This is a genomic window from Parasutterella secunda (genome assembly GCF_024733725.1).
GTDB lineage: Bacteria > Pseudomonadota > Gammaproteobacteria > Burkholderiales > Burkholderiaceae_F > Aphodousia > Aphodousia faecalis.
The window spans coordinates 18,678-38,138 of record NZ_JANRHP010000003.1 but is presented as its reverse complement, the minus strand read 5'-3'; the positions used below and the strand labels follow the sequence as shown (position 1 = coordinate 38,138).

General features: G+C 50.3%; 32 protein-coding genes. 28 read left to right on the top strand and 4 right to left on the bottom strand.

Annotated features, from left to right (window positions below; translation table 11 throughout):
• Positions 1–5 precede the first annotated feature (5 nt).
• The 28 genes from rplD (at position 6) to NW199_RS03560 (ending at position 14,538) form a co-directional block, all read left to right on the top strand.
• On the top strand, positions 6–626 hold the full coding sequence (gene rplD, locus NW199_RS03695; protein ID WP_022472431.1) for a 50S ribosomal protein L4: 621 nt from the start codon (positions 6–8) through the stop codon (positions 624–626).
• A complete protein-coding gene (rplW, locus tag NW199_RS03690) occupies positions 626–922 on the top strand; it encodes a 50S ribosomal protein L23 (protein WP_249091784.1) in 297 nt (98 codons plus the stop codon). Before rplD ends, rplW begins: the two co-directional genes overlap by 1 nt.
• On the top strand, positions 922–1,749 hold the full coding sequence (gene rplB / locus NW199_RS03685; RefSeq protein ID WP_022472429.1) for a 50S ribosomal protein L2: 828 nt from the start codon (positions 922–924) through the stop codon (positions 1,747–1,749). Before rplW ends, rplB begins: the two co-directional genes overlap by 1 nt.
• Positions 1,750–1,758: 9 nt before the next feature.
• Complete coding sequence (rpsS, locus tag NW199_RS03680) at positions 1,759–2,025, top strand: 30S ribosomal protein S19 (RefSeq protein ID WP_022472428.1); 267 nt, start codon at positions 1,759–1,761, stop codon at positions 2,023–2,025.
• A gap of 14 nt (positions 2,026–2,039) precedes the next feature.
• Positions 2,040–2,387, top strand: a complete 348-nt coding sequence (gene rplV / locus NW199_RS03675) for a 50S ribosomal protein L22 (RefSeq protein WP_205050165.1) — start codon at positions 2,040–2,042, stop codon at positions 2,385–2,387.
• Between the two features lie 9 nt (positions 2,388–2,396).
• A complete protein-coding gene (gene rpsC, locus NW199_RS03670; RefSeq protein ID WP_022472426.1) occupies positions 2,397–3,227 on the top strand; it encodes a 30S ribosomal protein S3 in 831 nt (276 codons plus the stop codon).
• A 3-nt stretch (positions 3,228–3,230) separates the two neighbouring features.
• Positions 3,231–3,647, top strand: coding sequence for a 50S ribosomal protein L16 (gene rplP, locus NW199_RS03665; RefSeq protein WP_022472425.1), 417 nt, complete (start codon positions 3,231–3,233; stop codon positions 3,645–3,647).
• A 12-nt stretch (positions 3,648–3,659) separates the two neighbouring features.
• Complete coding sequence (rpmC, locus tag NW199_RS03660; RefSeq protein ID WP_022472424.1) at positions 3,660–3,854, top strand: 50S ribosomal protein L29; 195 nt, start codon at positions 3,660–3,662, stop codon at positions 3,852–3,854.
• On the top strand, positions 3,851–4,126 hold the full coding sequence (gene rpsQ / locus NW199_RS03655) for a 30S ribosomal protein S17 (protein WP_258333657.1): 276 nt from the start codon (positions 3,851–3,853) through the stop codon (positions 4,124–4,126). Before rpmC ends, rpsQ begins: the two co-directional genes overlap by 4 nt.
• Before the next feature lie 218 nt (positions 4,127–4,344).
• Positions 4,345–4,713, top strand: a complete 369-nt coding sequence (gene rplN, locus NW199_RS03650) for a 50S ribosomal protein L14 (protein ID WP_022472422.1) — start codon at positions 4,345–4,347, stop codon at positions 4,711–4,713.
• A gap of 11 nt (positions 4,714–4,724) precedes the next feature.
• The gene (gene rplX / locus NW199_RS03645) at positions 4,725–5,045 is read left to right on the top strand and encodes a 50S ribosomal protein L24 (RefSeq protein WP_022472421.1); all 321 of its coding nucleotides are present in this window, start codon (positions 4,725–4,727) and stop codon (positions 5,043–5,045) included.
• 14 nt (positions 5,046–5,059) lie between these two features.
• The gene (gene rplE / locus NW199_RS03640; RefSeq protein WP_022472420.1) at positions 5,060–5,599 is read left to right on the top strand and encodes a 50S ribosomal protein L5; all 540 of its coding nucleotides are present in this window, start codon (positions 5,060–5,062) and stop codon (positions 5,597–5,599) included.
• A 13-nt stretch (positions 5,600–5,612) separates the two neighbouring features.
• Positions 5,613–5,918, top strand: coding sequence for a 30S ribosomal protein S14 (gene rpsN, locus NW199_RS03635; protein WP_022472419.1), 306 nt, complete (start codon positions 5,613–5,615; stop codon positions 5,916–5,918).
• 14 nt (positions 5,919–5,932) lie between these two features.
• Positions 5,933–6,328: a 30S ribosomal protein S8 gene (rpsH, locus tag NW199_RS03630; RefSeq protein ID WP_022472418.1), complete on the top strand. Its 396-nt coding sequence runs from the start codon at positions 5,933–5,935 to the stop codon at positions 6,326–6,328.
• Between the two features lie 18 nt (positions 6,329–6,346).
• Positions 6,347–6,880 carry a 50S ribosomal protein L6 gene (rplF, locus tag NW199_RS03625; RefSeq protein WP_022472417.1) on the top strand — a complete coding sequence of 178 codons (534 nt, stop codon included), beginning with the start codon at positions 6,347–6,349 and terminating at the stop codon, positions 6,878–6,880.
• Between the two features lie 17 nt (positions 6,881–6,897).
• Positions 6,898–7,266, top strand: a complete 369-nt coding sequence (gene rplR, locus NW199_RS03620; RefSeq protein ID WP_022472416.1) for a 50S ribosomal protein L18 — start codon at positions 6,898–6,900, stop codon at positions 7,264–7,266.
• A 9-nt stretch (positions 7,267–7,275) separates the two neighbouring features.
• Complete coding sequence (gene rpsE, locus NW199_RS03615; RefSeq protein WP_022472415.1) at positions 7,276–7,797, top strand: 30S ribosomal protein S5; 522 nt, start codon at positions 7,276–7,278, stop codon at positions 7,795–7,797.
• A 20-nt stretch (positions 7,798–7,817) separates the two neighbouring features.
• Complete coding sequence (gene rpmD, locus NW199_RS03610; RefSeq protein WP_022472414.1) at positions 7,818–7,997, top strand: 50S ribosomal protein L30; 180 nt, start codon at positions 7,818–7,820, stop codon at positions 7,995–7,997.
• A gap of 13 nt (positions 7,998–8,010) precedes the next feature.
• Positions 8,011–8,445, top strand: coding sequence for a 50S ribosomal protein L15 (gene rplO, locus NW199_RS03605; protein ID WP_022472413.1), 435 nt, complete (start codon positions 8,011–8,013; stop codon positions 8,443–8,445).
• A gap of 22 nt (positions 8,446–8,467) precedes the next feature.
• On the top strand, positions 8,468–9,796 hold the full coding sequence (secY, locus tag NW199_RS03600) for a preprotein translocase subunit SecY (protein WP_022472412.1): 1,329 nt from the start codon (positions 8,468–8,470) through the stop codon (positions 9,794–9,796).
• 226 nt (positions 9,797–10,022) lie between these two features.
• Positions 10,023–10,136 (top strand): 50S ribosomal protein L36, encoded by a 114-nt coding sequence (gene rpmJ, locus NW199_RS03595; protein ID WP_008810441.1) that lies wholly within the window; start codon positions 10,023–10,025, stop codon positions 10,134–10,136.
• An 11-nt stretch (positions 10,137–10,147) separates the two neighbouring features.
• Positions 10,148–10,513, top strand: a complete 366-nt coding sequence (rpsM, locus tag NW199_RS03590; RefSeq protein ID WP_022472411.1) for a 30S ribosomal protein S13 — start codon at positions 10,148–10,150, stop codon at positions 10,511–10,513.
• Positions 10,514–10,529: 16 nt separating this feature from the next.
• Positions 10,530–10,943, top strand: a complete 414-nt coding sequence (gene rpsK / locus NW199_RS03585) for a 30S ribosomal protein S11 (protein ID WP_022472410.1) — start codon at positions 10,530–10,532, stop codon at positions 10,941–10,943.
• Between the two features lie 83 nt (positions 10,944–11,026).
• Complete coding sequence (rpsD, locus tag NW199_RS03580) at positions 11,027–11,662, top strand: 30S ribosomal protein S4 (protein ID WP_022472409.1); 636 nt, start codon at positions 11,027–11,029, stop codon at positions 11,660–11,662.
• 173 nt (positions 11,663–11,835) lie between these two features.
• A complete protein-coding gene (locus NW199_RS03575) occupies positions 11,836–12,840 on the top strand; it encodes a DNA-directed RNA polymerase subunit alpha (protein ID WP_022472408.1) in 1,005 nt (334 codons plus the stop codon).
• Between the two features lie 164 nt (positions 12,841–13,004).
• Positions 13,005–13,406: a 50S ribosomal protein L17 gene (rplQ, locus tag NW199_RS03570; RefSeq protein ID WP_022472219.1), complete on the top strand. Its 402-nt coding sequence runs from the start codon at positions 13,005–13,007 to the stop codon at positions 13,404–13,406.
• Between the two features lie 43 nt (positions 13,407–13,449).
• Positions 13,450–14,127 (top strand): YczE/YyaS/YitT family protein, encoded by a 678-nt coding sequence (locus tag NW199_RS03565; protein WP_258333656.1) that lies wholly within the window; start codon positions 13,450–13,452, stop codon positions 14,125–14,127.
• 18 nt (positions 14,128–14,145) lie between these two features.
• The gene (locus NW199_RS03560) at positions 14,146–14,538 is read left to right on the top strand and encodes an RNA-binding S4 domain-containing protein (protein WP_249091710.1); all 393 of its coding nucleotides are present in this window, start codon (positions 14,146–14,148) and stop codon (positions 14,536–14,538) included.
• Positions 14,539–14,584: 46 nt separating this feature from the next.
• Here the strand turns inward: NW199_RS03560 and hemB are convergent, their stop codons facing one another.
• From hemB to lysA, 4 genes are all read right to left on the bottom strand, one after another.
• Complete coding sequence (gene hemB, locus NW199_RS03555) at positions 14,585–15,601, bottom strand: porphobilinogen synthase (RefSeq protein ID WP_258333655.1); 1,017 nt, start codon at positions 15,599–15,601, stop codon at positions 14,585–14,587.
• Positions 15,602–15,627: 26 nt separating this feature from the next.
• Positions 15,628–16,263 carry a ribosome biogenesis GTP-binding protein YihA/YsxC gene (yihA, locus tag NW199_RS03550; protein WP_022472215.1) on the bottom strand — a complete coding sequence of 212 codons (636 nt, stop codon included), beginning with the start codon at positions 16,261–16,263 and terminating at the stop codon, positions 15,628–15,630.
• Between the two features lie 122 nt (positions 16,264–16,385).
• Positions 16,386–18,071: a putative transporter gene (locus tag NW199_RS03545; protein ID WP_258333654.1), complete on the bottom strand. Its 1,686-nt coding sequence runs from the start codon at positions 18,069–18,071 to the stop codon at positions 16,386–16,388.
• A gap of 115 nt (positions 18,072–18,186) precedes the next feature.
• The gene (gene lysA, locus NW199_RS03540) at positions 18,187–19,461 is read right to left on the bottom strand and encodes a diaminopimelate decarboxylase (protein ID WP_258333653.1); all 1,275 of its coding nucleotides are present in this window, start codon (positions 19,459–19,461) and stop codon (positions 18,187–18,189) included.

The window sequence follows — 19,461 nt, the reverse complement described above, 5'->3', positions numbered from 1 at the left end:
GATCAATGGAACTGAATGTCCTGAACGAACAAGGTAATGAAACTGCCAAGTTGGCAGCTTCCGACGCCGTGTTTGGTCGTGAATACAATGAAGCTTTGGTTCACCAAATCGTGGTGGCTTACCAAGCTAACGCCCGTCAAGGTACCCGCGCTCAATTAACGCGCGCTGACGTGCATCATTCGACCAAGAAACCCTGGCGTCAAAAGGGTACGGGCCGTGCCCGCAGCGGTATGACGAGTTCTCCGGTGTGGCGTGGAGGCGGACGTGCTTTCCCGAATACCCCGAATGAAAACTTCGGTCATAAGGTTAACAAGAAGATGTTCCGTGCCGCTATGGCCGTGATCTTCTCCAAGCTTGTTGCCGATGGCCGCCTCGTGGTTGTTGACTCCATCGGAGCCGATAGCCCGAAGACAAAGGCCTTTGCTCAAAAGTTGAAGGCAATGGGTCTTGAATCCGTCATGATTATCACCAAAGAAGTTGACGAAAACCTCTATTTGGCTTCTCGCAACTTGAAGAATGTGTTCGTGGTGGAACCGCGTTATGCTGATCCGCTCTCTTTGATCTTCTACAAGAAGGTTGTGGTGACCAAAGATGCGATCGCTCAGCTTGAGGAGATGTGGGGATGATGAGCCAAGATCGTTTAATGAAGGTGCTCCTTGCTCCGGTAGTCTCCGAAAAGAGCACGATGGTTGGTGAAAAGCACGGTCAAGTTGTTTTCCGTGTTGTTCCTGATGCCACGAAGCAAGAAGTCAAGGCCGCGATCGAATTGCTCTTTAAGGTGCAGGTCGAAAGCGTTCAAATGGTCAACGTCAAGGGTAAGACGGCTCACTTTGGCCGTTTCGCCGGTAAGCACAGTGATGTGCGTAAGGCTTATGTGACCTTGAAGTCTGGTCAAGAAATTAACTTTGCAGAGGTGAAGTAATGGCTCTCGTCAAATTGAAACCGACGTCGGCCGGTCGTCGTCACGCTGTTAAGGTTGTGAGCCCCGAGTTGCACAAGGGTAAGCCTTTTGCCGCTCTTCTCGAAAAGAAGAACCGTATCGCCGGTCGCAACAACAACGGTCACATCACCTGCCGTCATAAGGGTGGTGGACACAAGAAGGCATATCGTATTATCGATTTCAAGCGTAACAAGGATGGTGTGCCCGCCCGTGTTGAACGTCTTGAATACGATCCGAACCGTTCTGCTCATATCGCTCTCGTGCTCTACGCCGATGGCGAACGTCGCTACATCATTGCTCCGAAGGGCTTGACGGTTGGCGCCGAATTGATGAATGGTCAAGAAGCTCCGATCAAAGTGGGTAACGCACTTCCGTTGCGTAATATCCCGATCGGTTCCACGATTCACTGTATCGAAATGAAGCCGGGTAAGGGTGCCCAATTGGTGCGTTCTGCCGGTTCCTTTGCTCAATTGATCGCTCGTGAAGGCGAATACGCTCAAGTGCGTTTGCGTTCTGGTGAAGTTCGTTATATTCACGTTGAATGCCGTGCCACGATCGGTATGGTTGGCAATGAAGAAAACAGTTTGCGTGAACTCGGTAAGGCTGGTGCCAAGCGTTGGCGCGGTATTCGTCCGACGGTCCGTGGCGTTGCCATGAACCCGGTGGATCACCCGCACGGTGGTGGTGAAGGTCGTACGGGTACGGGTCGCGCTCCTGTGACGCCTTGGGGTCAATTAACCAAGGGTTATCGTACACGTAATAACAAGCGCACCGATGCTATGATCGTGCAGCGCCGGAACCGTAAATAAGGGGGCCAAATGTCTCGTTCGTTAAAGAAAGGCCCGTTTGTTGATGGGCACTTGATGAAGAAAGTCGAAGCTGCTCAAGCCAGCCGTGACAAGCGTCCGTTGAAGACCTGGTCTCGTCGTTCGACGATTCTTCCTGAGTTCATCGGTTTGACGATTGCCGTCCACAACGGTCGTCAACACGTCCCGGTGTACATTAATGAAAATATGGTCGGCCACAAGTTGGGCGAATTCGCTATGACCCGTACGTTCAAGGGTCACGCGTCCGACAAGAAATAACTAGTAGGAGTTAGATAATGGAAACCTCTGCTATTGTTCGTGGCGTTCGTCTTTCGGCTCAAAAGGGCCGTTTAGTCGCCGACCTCGTCCGCGGCAAGCCCGTGGATAAGGCTTTGAATATTCTTACGTTCACGCAAAAGAAAGCCGCTGTGATTATCAAGAAGGCTCTCGAAAGCGCTATTGCCAACGCTGAACACAATGACGGCGCTGACATTGACGAATTGCGCGTGACGAAGATCCATGTGGAAAAGGCCAAGACGCTGCGCCGTTTCGGTGCCCGCGCCAAGGGTCGTGGCACTCGCATCAACAAGCAAACGTGCCACATCTACGTGTCCGTTGGTGACGCTAACGCTAAGAAGTAAAGGTGAAATATGGGACAGAAAATTAATCCCACCGGCTTCCGTCTCCCCGTGACGCGTGACTGGACCTCGCGTTGGTATGCGGAAGGCCGCAACTTTGCCCGCACCTTGGGTGAAGATTTGAAGGTTCGCTCCTTCTTGCAAAAGAAGTTGCGCAACGCCTCTGTGAGCCGTATTTTGATCGAACGTCCTGCTAAGAACGCTCGCATCACGATCTACTCCGCTCGTCCGGGTGTGGTGATCGGCAAGCAAGGCCAAGACATCGAAGTCTTGAAGAACGAAGTTCAAAAGATGATGGGCGTGCCTGTGCATGTCAACATCGAAGAAGTTCGTCGTCCTGAACTCGATGCTCAATTGATCGCTGACAGCATTACGCAACAATTGGAAAAGCGTGTGATGTTCCGTCGTGCCATGAAGCGCGCTATGCAAAACGCTATGCGTTTGGGCGCTCAAGGTATCAAGATCATGTCTGCCGGTCGTTTGAACGGTGCTGAAATTGCTCGTACGGAATGGTACCGTGAAGGCCGTGTGCCTCTTCACACGTTGCGCGCCAATATCGATTACGGTTTCTCTGAAGCCAATACGACTTATGGTGTGATTGGTGTGAAGGTTTGGGTCTACAAGGGCGATAACTTCGGTGAAGAAGCCCAGGCTCAAGAAAAGACTGAACGTGAAGATCGTCGTTCTCGTCGTCCCGCCGGCGAACGTGCAGCTAAGCCTGCTCGTCGTGCTCGCAAGACTGCAGAGAAGACGGAAGCCGCAGCAGCTGACGGCGAAAAGGCTGAAAAGAAGCCCGCTCGTCGCGCAAAGAAGGCTGTTGCTGCTGCTAAAGACGGAGAATAAGCGATGTTGCAACCTAATCGACGCAAATACCGCAAGGACCAAAAGGGCCGTAACTATGGTCTCGCCACCCGTGGCGCCAATGTGTCCTTCGGTCAATTTGGTCTGAAGACGCTCGAACGCGGTCGTCTGACGGCTCGTCAAATCGAAGCTGCTCGTCGTGCCATCACCCGCCATATTAAGCGTGGTGGCCGCGTGTGGATTCGCGTGTTCCCGGACAAGCCCATTTCTGAAAAACCTGCCGAAGTCCGTATGGGTAACGGTAAGGGTAATCCGGAATACTGGGTGGCCTTAGTGCAACCGGGCCGTGTGCTTTATGAAATGGACGGGGTTGACGAACAATTGGCTCGCGAAGCTTTCGCTCTCGCAGCTGCCAAGTTGCCTGTTAAAACCACGTTTGTTGTCCGCCAAATCGGCATGTAAGGAGAGACGGCAATGAACGCAAAAGAATTGCGCGCCATGGATGAGGCTGCGCTGAAGAAGGAACTGGCTGACTTGATGCAAGCGCACTTTAAACTGCGCATGCAACACGGCACTCAACAACTTCAAAACCCGAATCAGTTGCGCACGACGCGTCGTGATATCGCGCGCGTTCGCACGATTCTCGCTCAAAAGGCGGCCTCGAAATGACACAAGAAACTCAAAAGACTACGTTAACACGTACGTTGGTCGGCAAAGTTGTCAGCAACAAGATGCAAAAGACCGTGACCGTTCTCGTTGAACGTAAGGTTAAGCATCCGTTGTACGGCAAGTTTGTGTTGGTCTCTAAGAAGTATCACGCTCACTGCGAGTCCAACGATTTGACCGAAGGTGATACGGTTGAAATCTCTGAAATCCGTCCCATCTCCAAGACGAAGGCTTGGACGGTGACGAAGGTTATCAAGAAGGCCGAAATCATCTAATAAAATTGGCCTTGCAAGTTTTCTAATTCTTAGATATACTTGCGGCTTCGTGGTTGAGGTTGACCTCGTGTCAGCCTCAACCGTATTCGTCAAGGGCGATTGTCTTGTCTAGCAACCTGCAGATAGCAGGCGATCTGCGAAATAAGATGAACGTTCTTCCTCCCAATAACGGGACCAATACTATCCGCATAGCGGAATAAGTTGGGAAATAGGTAATCATGATTCAGATGCAAAGCAAACTGGACGTGGCCGATAACACGGGCGCTCGTTCAGTGATGTGTATCAAGGTGTTAGGCGGCTCCAAGCGCCGCTACGCTAACATCGGTGATGTCATCAAGGTGACGGTTAAAGAAGCCGCTCCGCGTGGTCGCGTCAAGAAGGGCGAAGTCTACAACGCTGTTGTGGTTCGCACCGCCAAGGGCGTGCGCCGTGCTGACGGTTCTTCCATCTCTTTTGACGGCAATGCCGCTGTGTTGCTTAATTCTAAGTTAGAGCCCATCGGAACTCGTATCTTCGGACCGGTTACGCGTGAATTGCGTACGGAACAATTCATGAAGATTGTTTCCTTGGCTCCGGAAGTTTTGTAAGGAGACGCGCGATGCAACGCATCCGTAAAGGTGACGAAGTTATCGTTATCACCGGCCGAGACAAGGGCAAGCGCGGTACCGTGCTCTCCCGAGTCGACGATCGTCACGTGACGGTCGAAGGCATCAATGTTGTCAAGAAGCATACTCGCCCGAACCCGATGACGGGTGCTACTGGCGGTATCGTCAACAAGGTTATGCCGATCGATCAATCGAACGTCATGCTCGTGAATCCGGCCACAGGTAAGGGCGAACGTGTTGGCTTCAAAGAAGTCGACGGCAAGAAGGTTCGCGTGTTTAAGAGCGACGGCAGCATTGTCGGCGCTAAGGCTTAATAGAGGGTAAATCGATGTCTCGTTTCCAAACTCTCTACCGTGAAGCCATTGTGCCCGAATTGATCAAGAAGTTCGGCTACAAGACCACGATGCAAGTTCCTCGTATCACGAAGATCACGTTGAACATGGGTGTCGGCGAAGCGGTTAACGATAAAAAGTTGATCGACAACGCTGTTGCCGATCTCACCAAGATTGCCGGTCAAAAGCCGGTTGTTACCAAGACCCGTAAGGCCATTGCTAACTTTAAGATCCGTGAAAATATGCCGATCGGTTGCATGGTGACTTTGCGTGGCGAACGCATGTACGATTTCTTGGACCGTTTGATCACGATCGCTTTCCCGCGTGTTCGTGACTTCCGTGGTGTCTCTGGTCGCTCTTTTGACGGCCGCGGCAACTACAACATCGGTCTTAAAGAACAAATCATTTTCCCTGAAATCGAGTACGACAAGATCGACAAGATTCGTGGGATGAATATTTCTATTACGACGACTGCGAAAACCGACGAAGAAGCTAAGGCTCTTCTCGCCGCTTTCCGCTTTCCGTTCCGCAATTAATCGAGGTGGTGAATTGGCTAAACTCGCACTGATTAACCGTGACTTGAAGCGCGCCCGTACGGTCGCTAAGTTCGCGGAAAAGCGCGCCGCTTTGAAAGCGGTTATTAATGACGCCACCCGTTCTATCGAAGAACGTATGGAAGCTCGTCAACAATTGCAATTGTTGCCTCGCGACGCCAATCCGTGCCGCTTGCGCAATCGTTGCGGTTTGACGGGTCGTCCCCGTGGTACGTTCCGCAAGTTCGGCTTGGCTCGTACCAAGATTCGTGAAGCCGCTATGCGCGGCGATATTCCCGGCCTTGTCAAGGCTAGCTGGTAAGCGAGGAGATTATCATGAGCATGAGTGATCCGATCGCCGATATGTTGACCCGCATCCGCAATGGTCAAACTGTCGACAAGACGGAAGTGGTGATGCCCTCCTCGAAGTTGAAGGTGGCTATCGCTCAAGTCTTGAAGGATGAAGGATACATTGATGGTTTTAGCGTTGTTGATAACAACGGTAAGGCTGAATTACACGTTGGTTTGAAGTACTACGCTGGTCGTCCCGTGATTGAACGCTTAGAACGCGTTTCTCGTCCGGGCTTGCGTGTGTACAAGAACCACCAAACGATTCCGCAAGTGATGAACGGTTTGGGTATCGCGATTGTTTCCACGCCGAAGGGTGTGATGACCGATCGTAAGGCCCGTGCAGCCGGCATCGGTGGCGAAGTCATTTGCTACGTGGCTTAATAGGCGAGGAGGATAAGAATGTCGCGAATCGCTAAAGAAGCCGTGATCATCACCAAGGGTGTTGACTGCAAGATCGACAATGGTGTGATCTCTATGAAGGGCCCGAAGGGTGAATTGAGCTTGAAGCTCAACCCTCTGGTGACCATTAAGCAAGACGGTGATCATTTGCACTTTGAAGCTGTTGACAGCAGCCGTGAAGCCAATGCTGCTTCCGGTACGATCCGTGCATTGGTCAACGACATGAACAAGGGTGTCAGCGTCGGTTTCGAAAAGAAGTTGACGTTGGTTGGTGTGGGCTTCCGTGCTCAAGCCAGCGGTGACACGTTGAATTTATCGCTCGGCTTTAGTCACCCTGTGGTGCACAAGTTACCCGCTGGTGTGAAGGCTGAAACCCCGAGTCAAACGGAAATTGTGATCAAGGGCGCTGATAAGCAGAAAGTCGGTCAAACCGCTGCTGTTATCCGTGGCTACCGTCCGCCGGAACCCTATAAGGGCAAGGGCGTTCGTTATGCTGACGAAGTCGTTGTGATCAAGGAAACCAAGAAGAAGTAAGCGGGGCGGAGACAAAAATGATCGATAAAAAAGCAAATCGTCTACGTCGTGCACGTGCCACACGTGCCCGCATCAAGTTGCAAAAGGTGGATCGTTTGACGGTTCATCGTACCAACTTGCACATTTACGCCAGCATCATCAGCGCTGATGGTGGTCGCGTGTTGGTGTCTGCCTCCACGCTCGAACCTGAAGTTCGCGCTCAGTTGGCAAATGAACAAGGCCGTGGCGGCAACGTCAAGGCTGCTAAGTTGATTGGTACACGTTTGGCCGAAAAGGCAAAAGCCGCCGGCATCGAAACGTGCGCTTTTGACCGTTCTGGTTACCGTTTTCATGGCCGCATCGCTGCGCTGGCTCAAGCCGCGCGTGAAGCTGGCTTGAAGTTCTAAGAGGGACTTATGGCTAAGGCTCAAGGAAAGAATGCGGCTGTCGACGCTATCGACGACGGCATGCGTGAAAATATGATTGCGGTCAACCGCGTTACCAAGGTTGTGAAGGGTGGCCGCATTATGGCTTTTGCCGCTCTCACTGTTGTTGGTGATGGCGACGGCCGTATTGGTATGGGTACGGGTAAGAGCCGTGAAGTTCCGGCTGCCGTTCAAAAGGCTATGGAACATGCTCGCCACAACATGGTTCGTATTCCGTTGAACAACGGTACGATCTACCACGCTGTGGAAGCTCATCATGGTGCTGCCCGCGTTATGTTGCTTCCCGCCACTGAAGGTACCGGTATCATCGCCGGTGGCCCGATGCGCGCTGTGTTTGATGCTATGGGCGTTCGCAATATTGTTGCCAAGGCTCACGGCTCCACGAATCCGTACAACATGGTTCGTGCAACGTTGAAGGCGCTCGAAGCTCTTCGTTCTCCGTCTGAAATTGCTGCCAAGCGCGGTAAGACAGTCGAAGAAATTTTGGCTTAATCGCTTAGGAGAGATTCGAAATGGCTAAGAAGACCATTAAAGTTACGTTGATCAAGAGCCCGATCGGCACGAAGGCCGATCACCGTGCTACGTTGCGTGGCTTGGGCTTGTCTAAGATGAACCAAACACGTGAACTCGAAGACACGCCTGCCGTGCGCGGTATGATCACGAAGGTTGCCTACTTGGTTCGTGCCGAGTAATTAGGGGTAGATGATGCAATTAAATACTTTGCAACCCGCTGTGGGTTCTAAGAGCGCTCGTCACCGCGTTGGTCGTGGTGTGGGTTCCGGTTGGGGCAAGACGGCCGGTCGTGGCCACAAGGGTCAAAAGTCCCGCGCCGGTGGCTTCCACAAGGTGGGCTTCGAAGGCGGTCAAATGCCGCTGCATCGTCGCTTGCCGAAGCGTGGTTTCACGTCTTTGACGCGTCGTTTCTGCGAAGAAGTTCGCTTGAACGAACTCCAAGGTTTGTCTGTGGAAGAAATTGATTTGGCTGTCTTGAAGGCTGCCAACATCGTTTCTGCTCGCGCTTTGTCCGCTCGCGTGATCCAATCCGGGGAAATTTCCCGTAAGGTCGTGTTGCGCGGCTTGAGCGCCACAAAGGGTGCCAAGGCTGCTATTGAAGCTGCCGGCGGCTCTGTGGAAGAGTAACTCGCTTTTTAGGAAGAACAACGTGGCGACCAGCCCTAGTTCCAATCAAGCAAGCGGCCCGAAGTACGGCGATTTGAAGCGCCGTATCATCTTCCTGCTGCTTGCTCTAGTCGTTTACCGCATCGGCGCTCACGTGCCGGTGCCGGGTATCGATCCCGACATGCTTTCCCGTTTGTTCCAGGAACAACAGGGAGGCATTCTCGGGCTGTTCAACATGTTCTCTGGTGGCGCTTTATCGCGCTTCTCAGTGTTTGCGTTGGGGATCATGCCGTACATCTCTGCATCCATTATTATGCAGATGCTGTCCTATGTGCTCCCCTCGCTTGAAAGTTTGCGTAAAGAAGGCGAATCTGGACGCCGTAAGATCACTCAATACACGCGCTATGGCACGTTGTTGTTGGGTGTATTCCAAGCGTTTGGTATCGCTGTCGCACTCGAAAGCCAAGCAGGCCTCGTGTTGGATCCGGGCTTTATGTTCAGATTCACATGTATCGTTTCCTTGGTGACGGGTACGATGTTTTTGATGTGGCTCGGTGAACAAATCACCGAACGCGGTTTGGGGAACGGTATCTCCATCATCATCTTCGCTGGTATCGTTGCCGGATTGCCCTCTGCAATCTCCGGTTTGTTCCAGTTGGTGAGCACGGGTGCTATCAGTCCCTTGTCTTCGATTTTTGTGATCGCCATTGTTGCGTTGGTGACGGCTTTTGTGGTCTTCATCGAACGCGGTCAACGTCGTATCACGGTGAACTATGCTAAGCGTCAGGTCGGCAATCGTCTCTATGGCGGTCAAACGTCCTACTTGCCTTTGAAGATGAATATGTCGGGTGTTATTCCTCCGATTTTTGCTTCTTCATTGATTTTGTTCCCGGCGACTTTGGCTGGTTGGTTTACAAGTGGAGACTCGACCCGTTGGATCCGTGACTTAGCTGCTGCTTTGTCACCAGGTCAACCGCTGTACACATTGCTTTACGCTGCAATGATTGTTTTCTTTGCCTATTTCTACACGGCTTTGGTTTTCAATCCGCGTGAAACGGCAGAGAATTTGAAAAAGAGTGGTGCGTTCGTCCCTGGTATTCGCCCCGGTGAACAAACGTCTCGCTACATCGATAAAGTGTTGTTGCGTTTGACGCTTGGCGGTGCGATTTACTTAGTGTTTGTCTGCTTGGTGCCGGAATTCTTGAACATGCGTTTCAACGTTCCGTTCTACTTCGGCGGTACATCGTTGTTGATCGTTGTGGTCGTGACGATGGACTTCATGAGCCAGGTTCAGGCATACATGATGTCGCAACAGTATGAGAATTTGCTCAAGAAGACTAACTTCAAGGGCTTTGGTTCTGCCGGAATGTAATTTCCGGTTGGACAAATGAATGAGTCCGCTCAAGGCCATACTTCACGCCTTGAGGGCACGCAGAATGAGGAGGAGAGCGATCTTCTCCCGATTCTGTCTCAGAAAAGTGAACTCTGGTGCACTACGTCAGGGTAAAACTTGAAGAGTCGGGAAAAAGAGAGTATCCTCTCGAACTTCCTGTCGTGTGGACAGCAATGATCCGTGTAAAACACGGTTGGAGATAACAATGAAGGTTAACGCTTCGGTCAAAAAAATGTGCCGCAAGTGCAAGATCATTAAGCGCAAAGGCGTTGTCCGTGTGATCTGCTCTGATCCGCGTCACAAACAGCGTCAAGGCTAAAGAGGTAAAAGATGGCTCGTATTGCCGGTATTAACATTCCGCCGAACCAACATGCCGAAATCGGTTTGACTGCCATTTATGGTATCGGCCGTTCTCGCGCTCGCGACATTTTGTCTAAAGTTGGCGTGGAATACACCAAGAAAATCAAGGATCTCGACGACGCTGAACTCGAACGCATCCGTGATGCGATCAGTCAGTACACCATTGAAGGTGACTTGCGTCGTGAAGTTCAACTCTCGATTAAGCGCCTCATCGACTTAGGCACTTATCGTGGTATGCGTCATCGTCGCGGCCTGCCCGTGCGTGGCCAACGTACTCGTACGAATGCTCGTACGCGTAAGGGCCCGAAGAAGGTTGGCGTCGCGCTTAAGAAGTAAACATTAAAGGATAACAATGGCTGGCAAAACTCCTAGCAGTCAGCAAGTTGCTCAGCAACGTGCTCGCAAGAAGGTGAAGAAGGTCGTTACGGAAGGGATCGCGCACGTTCACGCTTCCTTCAACAACACGATCATCACGATCACCGACCGCCAAGGCAACGCGATTGCCGCGTCGTCTTCTGGCGCACAAGGTTTTAAGGGCTCTCGTAAATCCACTCCGTTCGCCGCACAAGTTGCAGCCGAACATGCTGGTCGTATTGCTCTTGAATATGGTTTGAAGAATGTCGAAGTTCGCATCATGGGTCCTGGCCCCGGCCGTGAATCCAGCGTGCGTGCGCTCAATGCGCTTGGCATTCGTGTGACGTCGATTCAAGACGTGACCCCCATTCCTCACAATGGTGTGCGTCCGTCCAAGCGTCGTCGCGTCTAACTACTTTTTCTAATCCCGCGTCTGTTTATGAGGATAGACAGACTGAATGTGACTGTGATCACAGGATAAGAGAGGCATTTTAAATGGCACGATATACCGGTCCCAAACTCAAGCTCGCGCGCCGCGAGGGTTGTGACCTTAATTTGAAGAGCGCGCGCCGTTCCTTGTCGAGCAAAGTCGGCAAGGGTACCGATACGATCACCAAACCGGGCCAGCACGGTAAAACTTCCGGTGCTCGTCAATCGGGTTACGCCGCCCAATTGCGTGAAAAGCAAAAGGTGCGTCGCATGTATGGCGTTCTCGAACGCCAATTCCGTCGTTACTTCGCCGAAGCCCAACGTGAACAGGGCCATACCGGTGAAGTGCTTCTCGACTTGCTCGAAAGCCGTTTGGACAACGTTGTTTATCGCATGGGTTTCGGTTCTACCCGTGCTGAAGCTCGCCAATTGGTGAGCCACTGCGCCGTTTTGGTCAATGGTAACAAGGTGAACATTCCTTCTTACCGTGTCAAACCCGGTGATGTTATCTCTATTCGCGAAAAGTCCCAAAAGCAAGCCCGTATTACGGAAGCTTTGGAACTGGCTGCTCAAGTCGGTTTCCCGTCTTGGGTTTCTGTTGACGCGAAGAAGTTCGAAGGCACGTTTAAGGCCCTTCCGGCCCGCGACGAAATTTGTCAAGACGTTGACGAATCCTTGGTCGTCGAATTCTATTCTCGTTAATAGTCAGTCGGACGGCACATTCGGTGTAGTGCGCGCGAATGTGTCGATCCTGCTAAAATTCGTGCGATCGGTCCTGTTGGGGCGCCGATCGCATTTCATCTACATAGCCCCAGACCATCCATCAGCCTTATCGGTGTAACGAGCCGAGGGTATTGAAAAGGACAGTCTACAAAATGGCCAATACTACTTTGTTGAAGCCGACCACCATTGAAGCAGTGGTTGACGAAAACAATCCTAATCTTGCAGTTATCACCCTTGAACCTTTTGAACGTGGCTACGGTCATACGTTGGGTAATGCACTTCGCCGTATTTTGCTCGCTAGCATGGTCGGCTATGCTCCCACAGAAGCTCAAATTGCGGGTGTTGTTCATGAATACTCCCAAATTGATGGCGTTCTCGAAGATGTCGTTGATATCCTCTTGAACTTAAAGGGAGTGGTCTTTAAGCTTGAAGGTCGCGACGAAGTGACCTTGACGCTTCGCAAGAGCACCGAAGGTGTTGTGACGGCTGCTGATTTTGATTTGCCCCATGACGTGACCGTTATCAATCCGGATCATGTTATTGCTCACTTGGCTGCCAATGGTAAGTTGGATATGCAAGTGAAGGTGGAAAAGGGTCGCGGTTACCAACCTGGTGATATGCGTGCCTTCCGTGATGACTATTCCAAGACCACAATCGGTCGTATCATCATGGATGCCTCCTTTAGCCCGATCCGCCGTGTCGCCTATGAAGTGAGCGCAGCTCGTGTGGCTCAACGCACTGACCTTGATAAACTCGTCATGACGATCGAAACCAACGGTGCTATTGAACCGGAAGAAGCTTTGCGCGAAGCCGTTTACATCTTGCAAGACCAATTGACGGTCTTCGGTTCCATCAAGAGCGAACAAGCCGGTAAGGTCGCTCAGGAAGAAGATGTTAACAACCCGCCGCCGCTTGATCCGATTCTCATGCGTCCGGTTGATGACCTCGAGTTGACGGTTCGTTCTGCCAACTGCTTGAAGGGTGAACAAGTCTTCTATATTGGTGACTTGATTCAACGCACTGAAAACGAATTGCTCAAGACGCCGAATCTTGGCCGCAAGTCCTTGAATGAAATCAAGGAAGTGTTGGCTGCTCACGGTTTGACCTTGGGCATGAAGTTGGAAAACTGGCCTCCCGCCGGTCTTGACCAACACTAATTTTGGCATCACTTGCCAAATGAAGGACGAGAGAATAAAATCTCGTCCTTCGGGTCTTCTTTGACCCGTATATACCCGCCCGCCGAGATGTCTCGGATAGAAGAAGATGGGAAAGAGCTCCGTCAATGGAGCTGAAAGACTAACTTTTATAGGAAAAAATAAAAATGCGTCACCGTCATGGTTTACGTAAGCTGAATCGTACCAGCGCCCACCGTTTGGCTATGCTCCGCAACATGATGAATTCTTTGTTGCGTCACGAAGCCATCAAGACCACGTTGCCCAAGGCTAAAGAATTGCGTCGCGTCGTTGAACCGATGATCACGCTCGCTAAGGTTGACACGGTTGCTAACCGCCGTTTGGCTTTCGCTCGTTTGCGCGATCGCGAAATGGTTACGAAGCTCTTTACCGTTCTCGGCCCGCGCTTTGCAGCTCGCAACGGCGGTTATACCCGCATCTTGAAGATGGGTTTCCGCGTTGGCGATAACGCCCCGATGGCTTACATGGAATTGGTTGAAAAGACCGCCCCGGTTGTTGAAGCCACCGAAGAAGCTAAGAAAGCTGAATAATTTGAACGCTAAACGTTCAGGTTAATGGAAGGGGAGTTCGCTGTTGAACTTCCCTTTTTTCGTTCTCACCTCTCAAATGAAGCTAAATTTACCTCCCGCTTTAGGCAATATCGGGCAACTTCTGCTCGGTATTGTTTTCATGTCGTTTGGAATCTGTTTAATTTCAGCCGTACACCTTGGTACAACGCCAATTAGCAGTCTGCCTTGGGCACTCTCTAAAATCAGCGGCTTAACATTTGGAACGACTACCTTTTTATGCAATATTGTTTTTCTGTGCATCCAAATTCTTTTGCTGCGTAAAGAATTTTCGAAACTGAATTTTTTACAAATTCCATTGGTTTTTCTGTTTAGCTTATGTACTGACTTTTGGATGTGGTTTTTGTCTGGTATCCATTCCGATAGCTATTGGTTGTTACTCTTGTTGTCGCTTGTCGGTAATGCATTTTTGGCTTTGGGCGTTGCTTTTGAAATTCGGTCAAAAAGTATTCCTCTGCCGGGTGAGGGTCTCGTGATTGCCGTATCAGTGGTCAGCCGTCAGCCTTTTTACCGCATTAAAATCGGCAATGATGTCACAATGGTCGCTTTAGCCGCGATTCTTGGGTGGTTCTTCCTTAATGAAATTTATGGAATTCGCGAAGGTACCGTGATATCGGCTTTTTTGGTTGGTATCCTTGTGAAATTTATTTCTAAATTCCTTGATCAGATTTGGCCCATAAAATAATTTTGTTTAGGCATAAATATGACAGAACTCACAAGTGAAAGAATTGACAAATGGCTGTGGGCCGCACGATTTTTCAAAACGAGAAGTTTGGCACAGGAAGCCGTCGAACTAGGGCGGGTAAAGCTCAATGGCGAGCGCATTAAACCCGCTAAAGAAGTCAAACTGTCAGATAAGTTGGAAATTCATCGCGGAGAGGATGTTTTCGAGGTGTTGGTAGCCGGTTTCAGTCTCCAAAGAGGACCGGCTTCAGTTGCCCGAGAGCTTTATATGGAGACCGAAGAAGGGCAGCGTCGACGTGAGGAGCGCGCGGCGCTTCGTAAATTGGCTGTTGAACCCGCTTTGGACAGAACCTCCAAAGGACGACCTACGAAGCGCGAGGGGCGCGAATTAAGACGCTTGAGAGGCTATTAAAATAATGCCGCCTGGAAATTTCAGGCGGCTTTATTAAAAGGTCGTTTTAGAGACTAACCGGTGTGTCTTTGAGCCAACGAGCGACATCCAATGCACAATACGTGAGGATACCGTCGGCGCCGGCGCGCTTAAAGCACATCATGGTTTCAAGCGTGAACTTCTTTTCATCGATATAGCCTGCAGCGGCTGCGGCTTTCAAAAGGGCATATTCGCCGCTGACGTGATAGGCAAAAGTCGGCGCTTGGAATTCATCCTTGACACGACGCAGAACATCTAAGTAGGGTAGGCCCGGTTTGACCATAACCATGTCGGCACCCTCTTCCAAATCTAAACCCACTTCCCAGAGAGCTTCATCGCTGTTGGCTGGATCCATTTGGTAGACCGCTTTATTGCTTTTACCAAGGTTGGCTGCAGAGCCTACGGCATCACGGAAGGGGCCATAGAAAGCACTGGCATATTTAGCCGAATAAGCCATGATACGGGTATGGATGAAACCCTCTTTATCCAAAGCTTCGCGGATAACGCCGATGCGACCGTCCATCATGTCACTGGGAGCTACTACGTCAGCGCCTGCTCGGGCTTGAGCAAGCGATTGCTGAACGAGCATTTCAATGGTTTCGTCATTGAGAATATAGCCCGTTTCGTCAATTAAACCGTCTTGGCCGTGGGTTGTGTAGGGGTCAAGTGCTACGTCACACATAACTCCCAATTGCGGGAATTTTTCCTTGAGCATACGAACGACTCTTGGAATCAAACCGTCAGGATTGGCGGCTTCGCGGCCATCGGGTGTTTTCAGACGATCTTCAATTGCCGGGAAAAGAGCGATCATAGGAATGCCCAGATCAACCATTTCCTGAGCCACTTTGCAAAGTTCATCAGGCGTCATTCGTTCGACTCCCGGCATGGTCGGAACGGCTTGGCGACGGCCTTCACCTTCCATGACAAAAACCGGCAAAATCAAATCTGAAGCCGTCAGAGTGTTTTCGCGCATTAAGCGGCGAGAGAATTCATCATGACGCATGCGACGCATACGCTTTTGAGGATAATGACCTAAGACGTGCATTTATCAGTGTCCTATTAAAAATAACGTCAGGCGGAAAGTTCTTCGCGACGAATCCAACGCAAAAGTGTTTCGCGCAATTCGTCAACACCTTCCCGTTTCAAACCTGAAAAAAGCTGAACAGAAACATGAGGCCCGATTTCTGCTGCGCGGGCTCTTACTTTGTATAGAGTTTCTTTTTTTGCCTGGTTGTTGAGCTGATCACTTTTGTTGAGTAAAAAGTGCATCCTAACCGGGCGGGTATTTAAAAAATCAATAACCCATTCATCGGTGGGCATAAAAGGACGTCGGGCATCCATGACAACCACGATACCAGTGAGCGTATCCCGAGAGGCTAAATAACCGCCAATTAATTCCGACCAGGTCTTTCGTGTACCTTCGGCGGCTTTGGCAAAGCCGTAGCCGGGTAGGTCCACAAGCGAGGCAACGCGTTGTCGGTGACCGTGTTCGTCTTTTTCACTGAGATCAAAAAAATTGATCAGTTGTGTGCGTCCTGGAGTCTTTGAGGCAAAAGCCAGACGTCCCTGACGTGTCAGAACGTTAATGGTGGTCGATTTCCCCGCATTAGAGCGTCCGGCAAAGGCAATCTCCGGAACGTCTCCGACGGGCAAGCCTTGAAGCTGCGAGACAGAAAGGCGAAATCGGGCGCTATCGAATAAACTCAAAACGTGTTCCTCGTAATTTTTATTGGGTTGACATATTAGATCGCCAATCTTATGCGTAGTTTAAGTTTTGGGCAAATAAAACCCGAAGCTAAACACCCGAAGCTAAACTTCGGGTTTTAGACTCAGGCAACGCTGACAAAGGACCACATGATCAGTAAGACGAGCTGTCCGGTCAAAATTCTCAAAAACATAGCCAAGGGGTAAACCGTTGAGTAGGCAACAGCAGAAGAGTTTTTCTCTGACAATGTGGCTGCGTAGGCAAGGGTGGGCGGATCAGTCGTTGCACCTGCCATTAAACCCACAATGCTATGGTAGTTGATGTGAAAAAAGTGTCTGGCAATACAGCCCACTGTTAAAAGCGGAATGATTGTCACCAACAGACCTAAAACAACATAAAGAGGGCCGTTACCAACTAAAAGTGCGTCCACAAAATTTTCACCGGCAGCCAGTCCCACGCTGGCAAGGAAAAGAGAAATGCCTAATTCGCGTAGCATTAGGTTGGCCGAAGAAGTCGTATAAGTGACCAGACGGAATAAAGAACCGAACCGCCCAAGCAAAATCGCAATAATAAGCGGACCGCCCGCTAAGCCAAGTTTTAACGGAACGGGCATACCGGGGATGACAATTGGAAGAGAGCCAAAGAGAATGCCCACGGCAATGCCAATGAAGATAGCAATCAGATTGGGGTGTTCCAATCGCTTGATCTTATTGCCTAAACGATCTTCCAATCGTTTGATGGAATTGGCTGGGCCTACGCAATACAGTTCATCGCCTATTTGAATATGCAGATTTTGATACGGGAAAAGCTGCATACCTGCTCGATAAACGCGGGTGATATTGACTCCGTCAGAATGACTTAAATGCAAATCGGCAACGGTCAGTCCGTTTATTTCCGTACGAGTAACCGATAGGCGTTTGCTGGTGATGGGGGAGTGCTCCGTTGCCAGATCTGCCTTTTTATCTTCTTCGCCGAAAAACGCCACAATGGCGTCCTTATTTTCTTCCCCGGAGACGATGCGTACAACGTCGCCCACATGAACCAGAGATTCAGAACTGGGGCTGGAAATAACTCCGTCATGCAAAATGCGTGAACAGATAAACGGACGAGCAATAAAGGCGCGGATGTCTCCAATGCTTCGACCTTCTAGCGCCCGGTTTGTGACGCACACGTGAAAGAAAATAGAAACGTGGTTGGAGGCTTTTTCTTCCGCTTCCCAATGCTGGTCTTCTTCCTTCATGTCAATTTTGAAGATAAAACGGAGGGCAATGGCGGTACCGATGATACTCACCACACCAAGCGGGTAGGCACACGCATAAGCCACCGCAATGTCTTCACCTTGGTAATTGAGTTGAGCAAGGGCCTCTTGGGTGGCACCCAAACCCGGCGTGTTTGTGACGGCACCGTAATGAACTCCGAGCATCTGAGCCAGGGAAAGCGTGTCAGAGAAGCAAAAGTAAAGGACAATCGTAACGATGACGCTTAAAACGACTGCGAGCACCATCAGTCCGTTTAAAACGATTCCTCCACTTTTAAAGGATGAAAAGAAAGACGGCCCCACTTGCAAACCGATAAAAAAGACAAAGAGAATGAGTCCGAAGTCACGAATAAAACCCAGAACAGTGGGATCGACCTTCATGCCGAGATAGTTGAGCAAAAGGCCTGTAAATAAAACAAAGGTAACACCGAGAGAGACCCCGAAAATTTTTATTTTGCCCAGCGCCATTCCCAACGCAATAACGATGGAATAGGCTAGCAAAATATGAGCGATCGAATTCGGGGTGGAAAATAATGCAATAAGCCAATCCATGGTGGTAAATCAGCTATTAATACAAAAAAGATGCAAAGCAATTTACCACTGATGAACTAGCTCGTATATAGAAAAAATCCCTAATTTCTCAATAAGTTAAAAGACTTAAGGCAGATTAGATATCGGCAGGGACGATTTCGTTTGTCCAAAGATCTTCCAAGGAATCCCGTCTGCGAATTAATTGCGATGTTTTGCCACTAACCAGGACTTCAGCGGGCAGTCTTCTGGAGTTATAACGCGAAGCCATACTCATGCCATAGGCGCCTGCCATTGTTACGGCTAAAAGTTCTCCGGCTTGAGCGGGCAGGACGCGGTCTCTGGCGAGCCAGTCGCTGGATTCACAAACCGGTCCTACAACATCAAAGAGTACTTCGGGACAATCACTCTGGCGGATGGGCAACACCGGCATCCAAGCGGCATAAAGAGCCGGACGAATCAGATCGTTCATGCCGGCATCGGTAATCAGAAAGTGTTTAACCGGCGTTGTCTTGACATATTGCACAGAACACAAAAGAAGACCGGCAGCCGCGACAATGGAACGGCCCGGCTCCATGACGATTCTCAAGTGATCAAAACCGCTTTGGGTCAATCGGCTTTTTAAACCGAGAACAAGATTTTCAATGGGTTCGACTGTTTCATCCCGATAACAGACGCCGACGCCGCCCCCGAAATCAATGTCTTTTAGTTCAATTCCGGCGGCACGAAGCTTCTTTAGTAAATCCAATAGCCTGTCGCAGGCATCAAAATACGGCTCAAAAGAGGTCAGTTGAGAGCCGATATGACAGTCTATTCCGGCAAGTTCAACAGATTCACAAACAGCGGCTCGTTTCAATAAGCCGAAGGCACTGTAAAAATCAACGCCAAACTTATTGGTCTTTAATCCCGTGGAAATATAGGGGTGAGTGTGCGCGTCAACATCCGGGTTAACTCGGAAATAAACCCGAGGTCTGCAATGCATCTGAGCGGCAATTTTTGCCAGGCGTTCAAATTCCGGTTCACTTTCAATGTTGAAAACCCCAACCCCAGCGGACAACGCCACTCGAATTTCTTCCTCAGTTTTTCCCACTCCGCTAAAAACGATTTTTTTAGGATCAGCTCCGATCTGCAGAACTCTAGCCAATTCTCCCAGAGAGACAATGTCAAATCCCCATCCTCTCTTTTGAAGAATTTTCAGAATGGCCAGGTTGGAATTCGCCTTGACGGCGTAACACAACTTGTGGGCTATATTGCAGAAAGCCGTCTCATACTTTTGCGCAGCCTCTTCAATGGTTTGACGTGAGTAGACGTACAAAGGCGTGCCGTATTGGCTAGCCAAGTCACAGAGCGCCACCTCCTCACAGTATAGTGACGAGGCGCGGTAGGAAAAATGAGCGGACGGCAGAGAACCCAT

Bases quoted from the DNA above. Each gene is read 5' to 3' on its own strand.
- rpmD (WP_022472414.1), top strand. From the start codon at position 7,818: ATGGCTAAGAAGACCATTAAAGTTACGTTGATCAAGAGCCCGATCGGC.
- rplO (WP_022472413.1), top strand. From the start codon at position 8,011: ATGCAATTAAATACTTTGCAACCCGCTGTGGGTTCTAAGAGCGCTCGT.
- rplQ (WP_022472219.1), top strand. From the start codon at position 13,005: ATGCGTCACCGTCATGGTTTACGTAAGCTGAATCGTACCAGCGCCCAC.
- rpsC (WP_022472426.1), top strand. From the start codon at position 2,397: ATGGGACAGAAAATTAATCCCACCGGCTTCCGTCTCCCCGTGACGCGT.
- rpmJ (WP_008810441.1), top strand. From the start codon at position 10,023: ATGAAGGTTAACGCTTCGGTCAAAAAAATGTGCCGCAAGTGCAAGATC.
- rplW (WP_249091784.1), top strand. From the start codon at position 626: ATGAGCCAAGATCGTTTAATGAAGGTGCTCCTTGCTCCGGTAGTCTCC.
- hemB (WP_258333655.1), bottom strand. From the start codon at position 15,601: ATGCACGTCTTAGGTCATTATCCTCAAAAGCGTATGCGTCGCATGCGT.
- lysA (WP_258333653.1), bottom strand. From the start codon at position 19,461: ATGGGTTCTCTGCCGTCCGCTCATTTTTCCTACCGCGCCTCGTCACTA.
- rpsQ (WP_258333657.1), top strand. From the start codon at position 3,851: ATGACACAAGAAACTCAAAAGACTACGTTAACACGTACGTTGGTCGGC.
- NW199_RS03560 (WP_249091710.1), top strand. From the start codon at position 14,146: ATGACAGAACTCACAAGTGAAAGAATTGACAAATGGCTGTGGGCCGCA.
- rpsS (WP_022472428.1), top strand. From the start codon at position 1,759: ATGTCTCGTTCGTTAAAGAAAGGCCCGTTTGTTGATGGGCACTTGATG.
- rpsD (WP_022472409.1), top strand. From the start codon at position 11,027: ATGGCACGATATACCGGTCCCAAACTCAAGCTCGCGCGCCGCGAGGGT.
- rplR (WP_022472416.1), top strand. From the start codon at position 6,898: ATGATCGATAAAAAAGCAAATCGTCTACGTCGTGCACGTGCCACACGT.
- rplB (WP_022472429.1), top strand. From the start codon at position 922: ATGGCTCTCGTCAAATTGAAACCGACGTCGGCCGGTCGTCGTCACGCT.
- rplF (WP_022472417.1), top strand. From the start codon at position 6,347: ATGTCGCGAATCGCTAAAGAAGCCGTGATCATCACCAAGGGTGTTGAC.
- rpsK (WP_022472410.1), top strand. From the start codon at position 10,530: ATGGCTGGCAAAACTCCTAGCAGTCAGCAAGTTGCTCAGCAACGTGCT.
- rpsH (WP_022472418.1), top strand. From the start codon at position 5,933: ATGAGCATGAGTGATCCGATCGCCGATATGTTGACCCGCATCCGCAAT.
- rplE (WP_022472420.1), top strand. From the start codon at position 5,060: ATGTCTCGTTTCCAAACTCTCTACCGTGAAGCCATTGTGCCCGAATTG.
- rpsM (WP_022472411.1), top strand. From the start codon at position 10,148: ATGGCTCGTATTGCCGGTATTAACATTCCGCCGAACCAACATGCCGAA.
- rpmC (WP_022472424.1), top strand. From the start codon at position 3,660: ATGAACGCAAAAGAATTGCGCGCCATGGATGAGGCTGCGCTGAAGAAG.
- rplX (WP_022472421.1), top strand. From the start codon at position 4,725: ATGCAACGCATCCGTAAAGGTGACGAAGTTATCGTTATCACCGGCCGA.
- NW199_RS03545 (WP_258333654.1), bottom strand. From the start codon at position 18,071: ATGGATTGGCTTATTGCATTATTTTCCACCCCGAATTCGATCGCTCAT.
- NW199_RS03575 (WP_022472408.1), top strand. From the start codon at position 11,836: ATGGCCAATACTACTTTGTTGAAGCCGACCACCATTGAAGCAGTGGTT.
- rplP (WP_022472425.1), top strand. From the start codon at position 3,231: ATGTTGCAACCTAATCGACGCAAATACCGCAAGGACCAAAAGGGCCGT.
- rplN (WP_022472422.1), top strand. From the start codon at position 4,345: ATGATTCAGATGCAAAGCAAACTGGACGTGGCCGATAACACGGGCGCT.
- rpsE (WP_022472415.1), top strand. From the start codon at position 7,276: ATGGCTAAGGCTCAAGGAAAGAATGCGGCTGTCGACGCTATCGACGAC.
- rplD (WP_022472431.1), top strand. From the start codon at position 6: ATGGAACTGAATGTCCTGAACGAACAAGGTAATGAAACTGCCAAGTTG.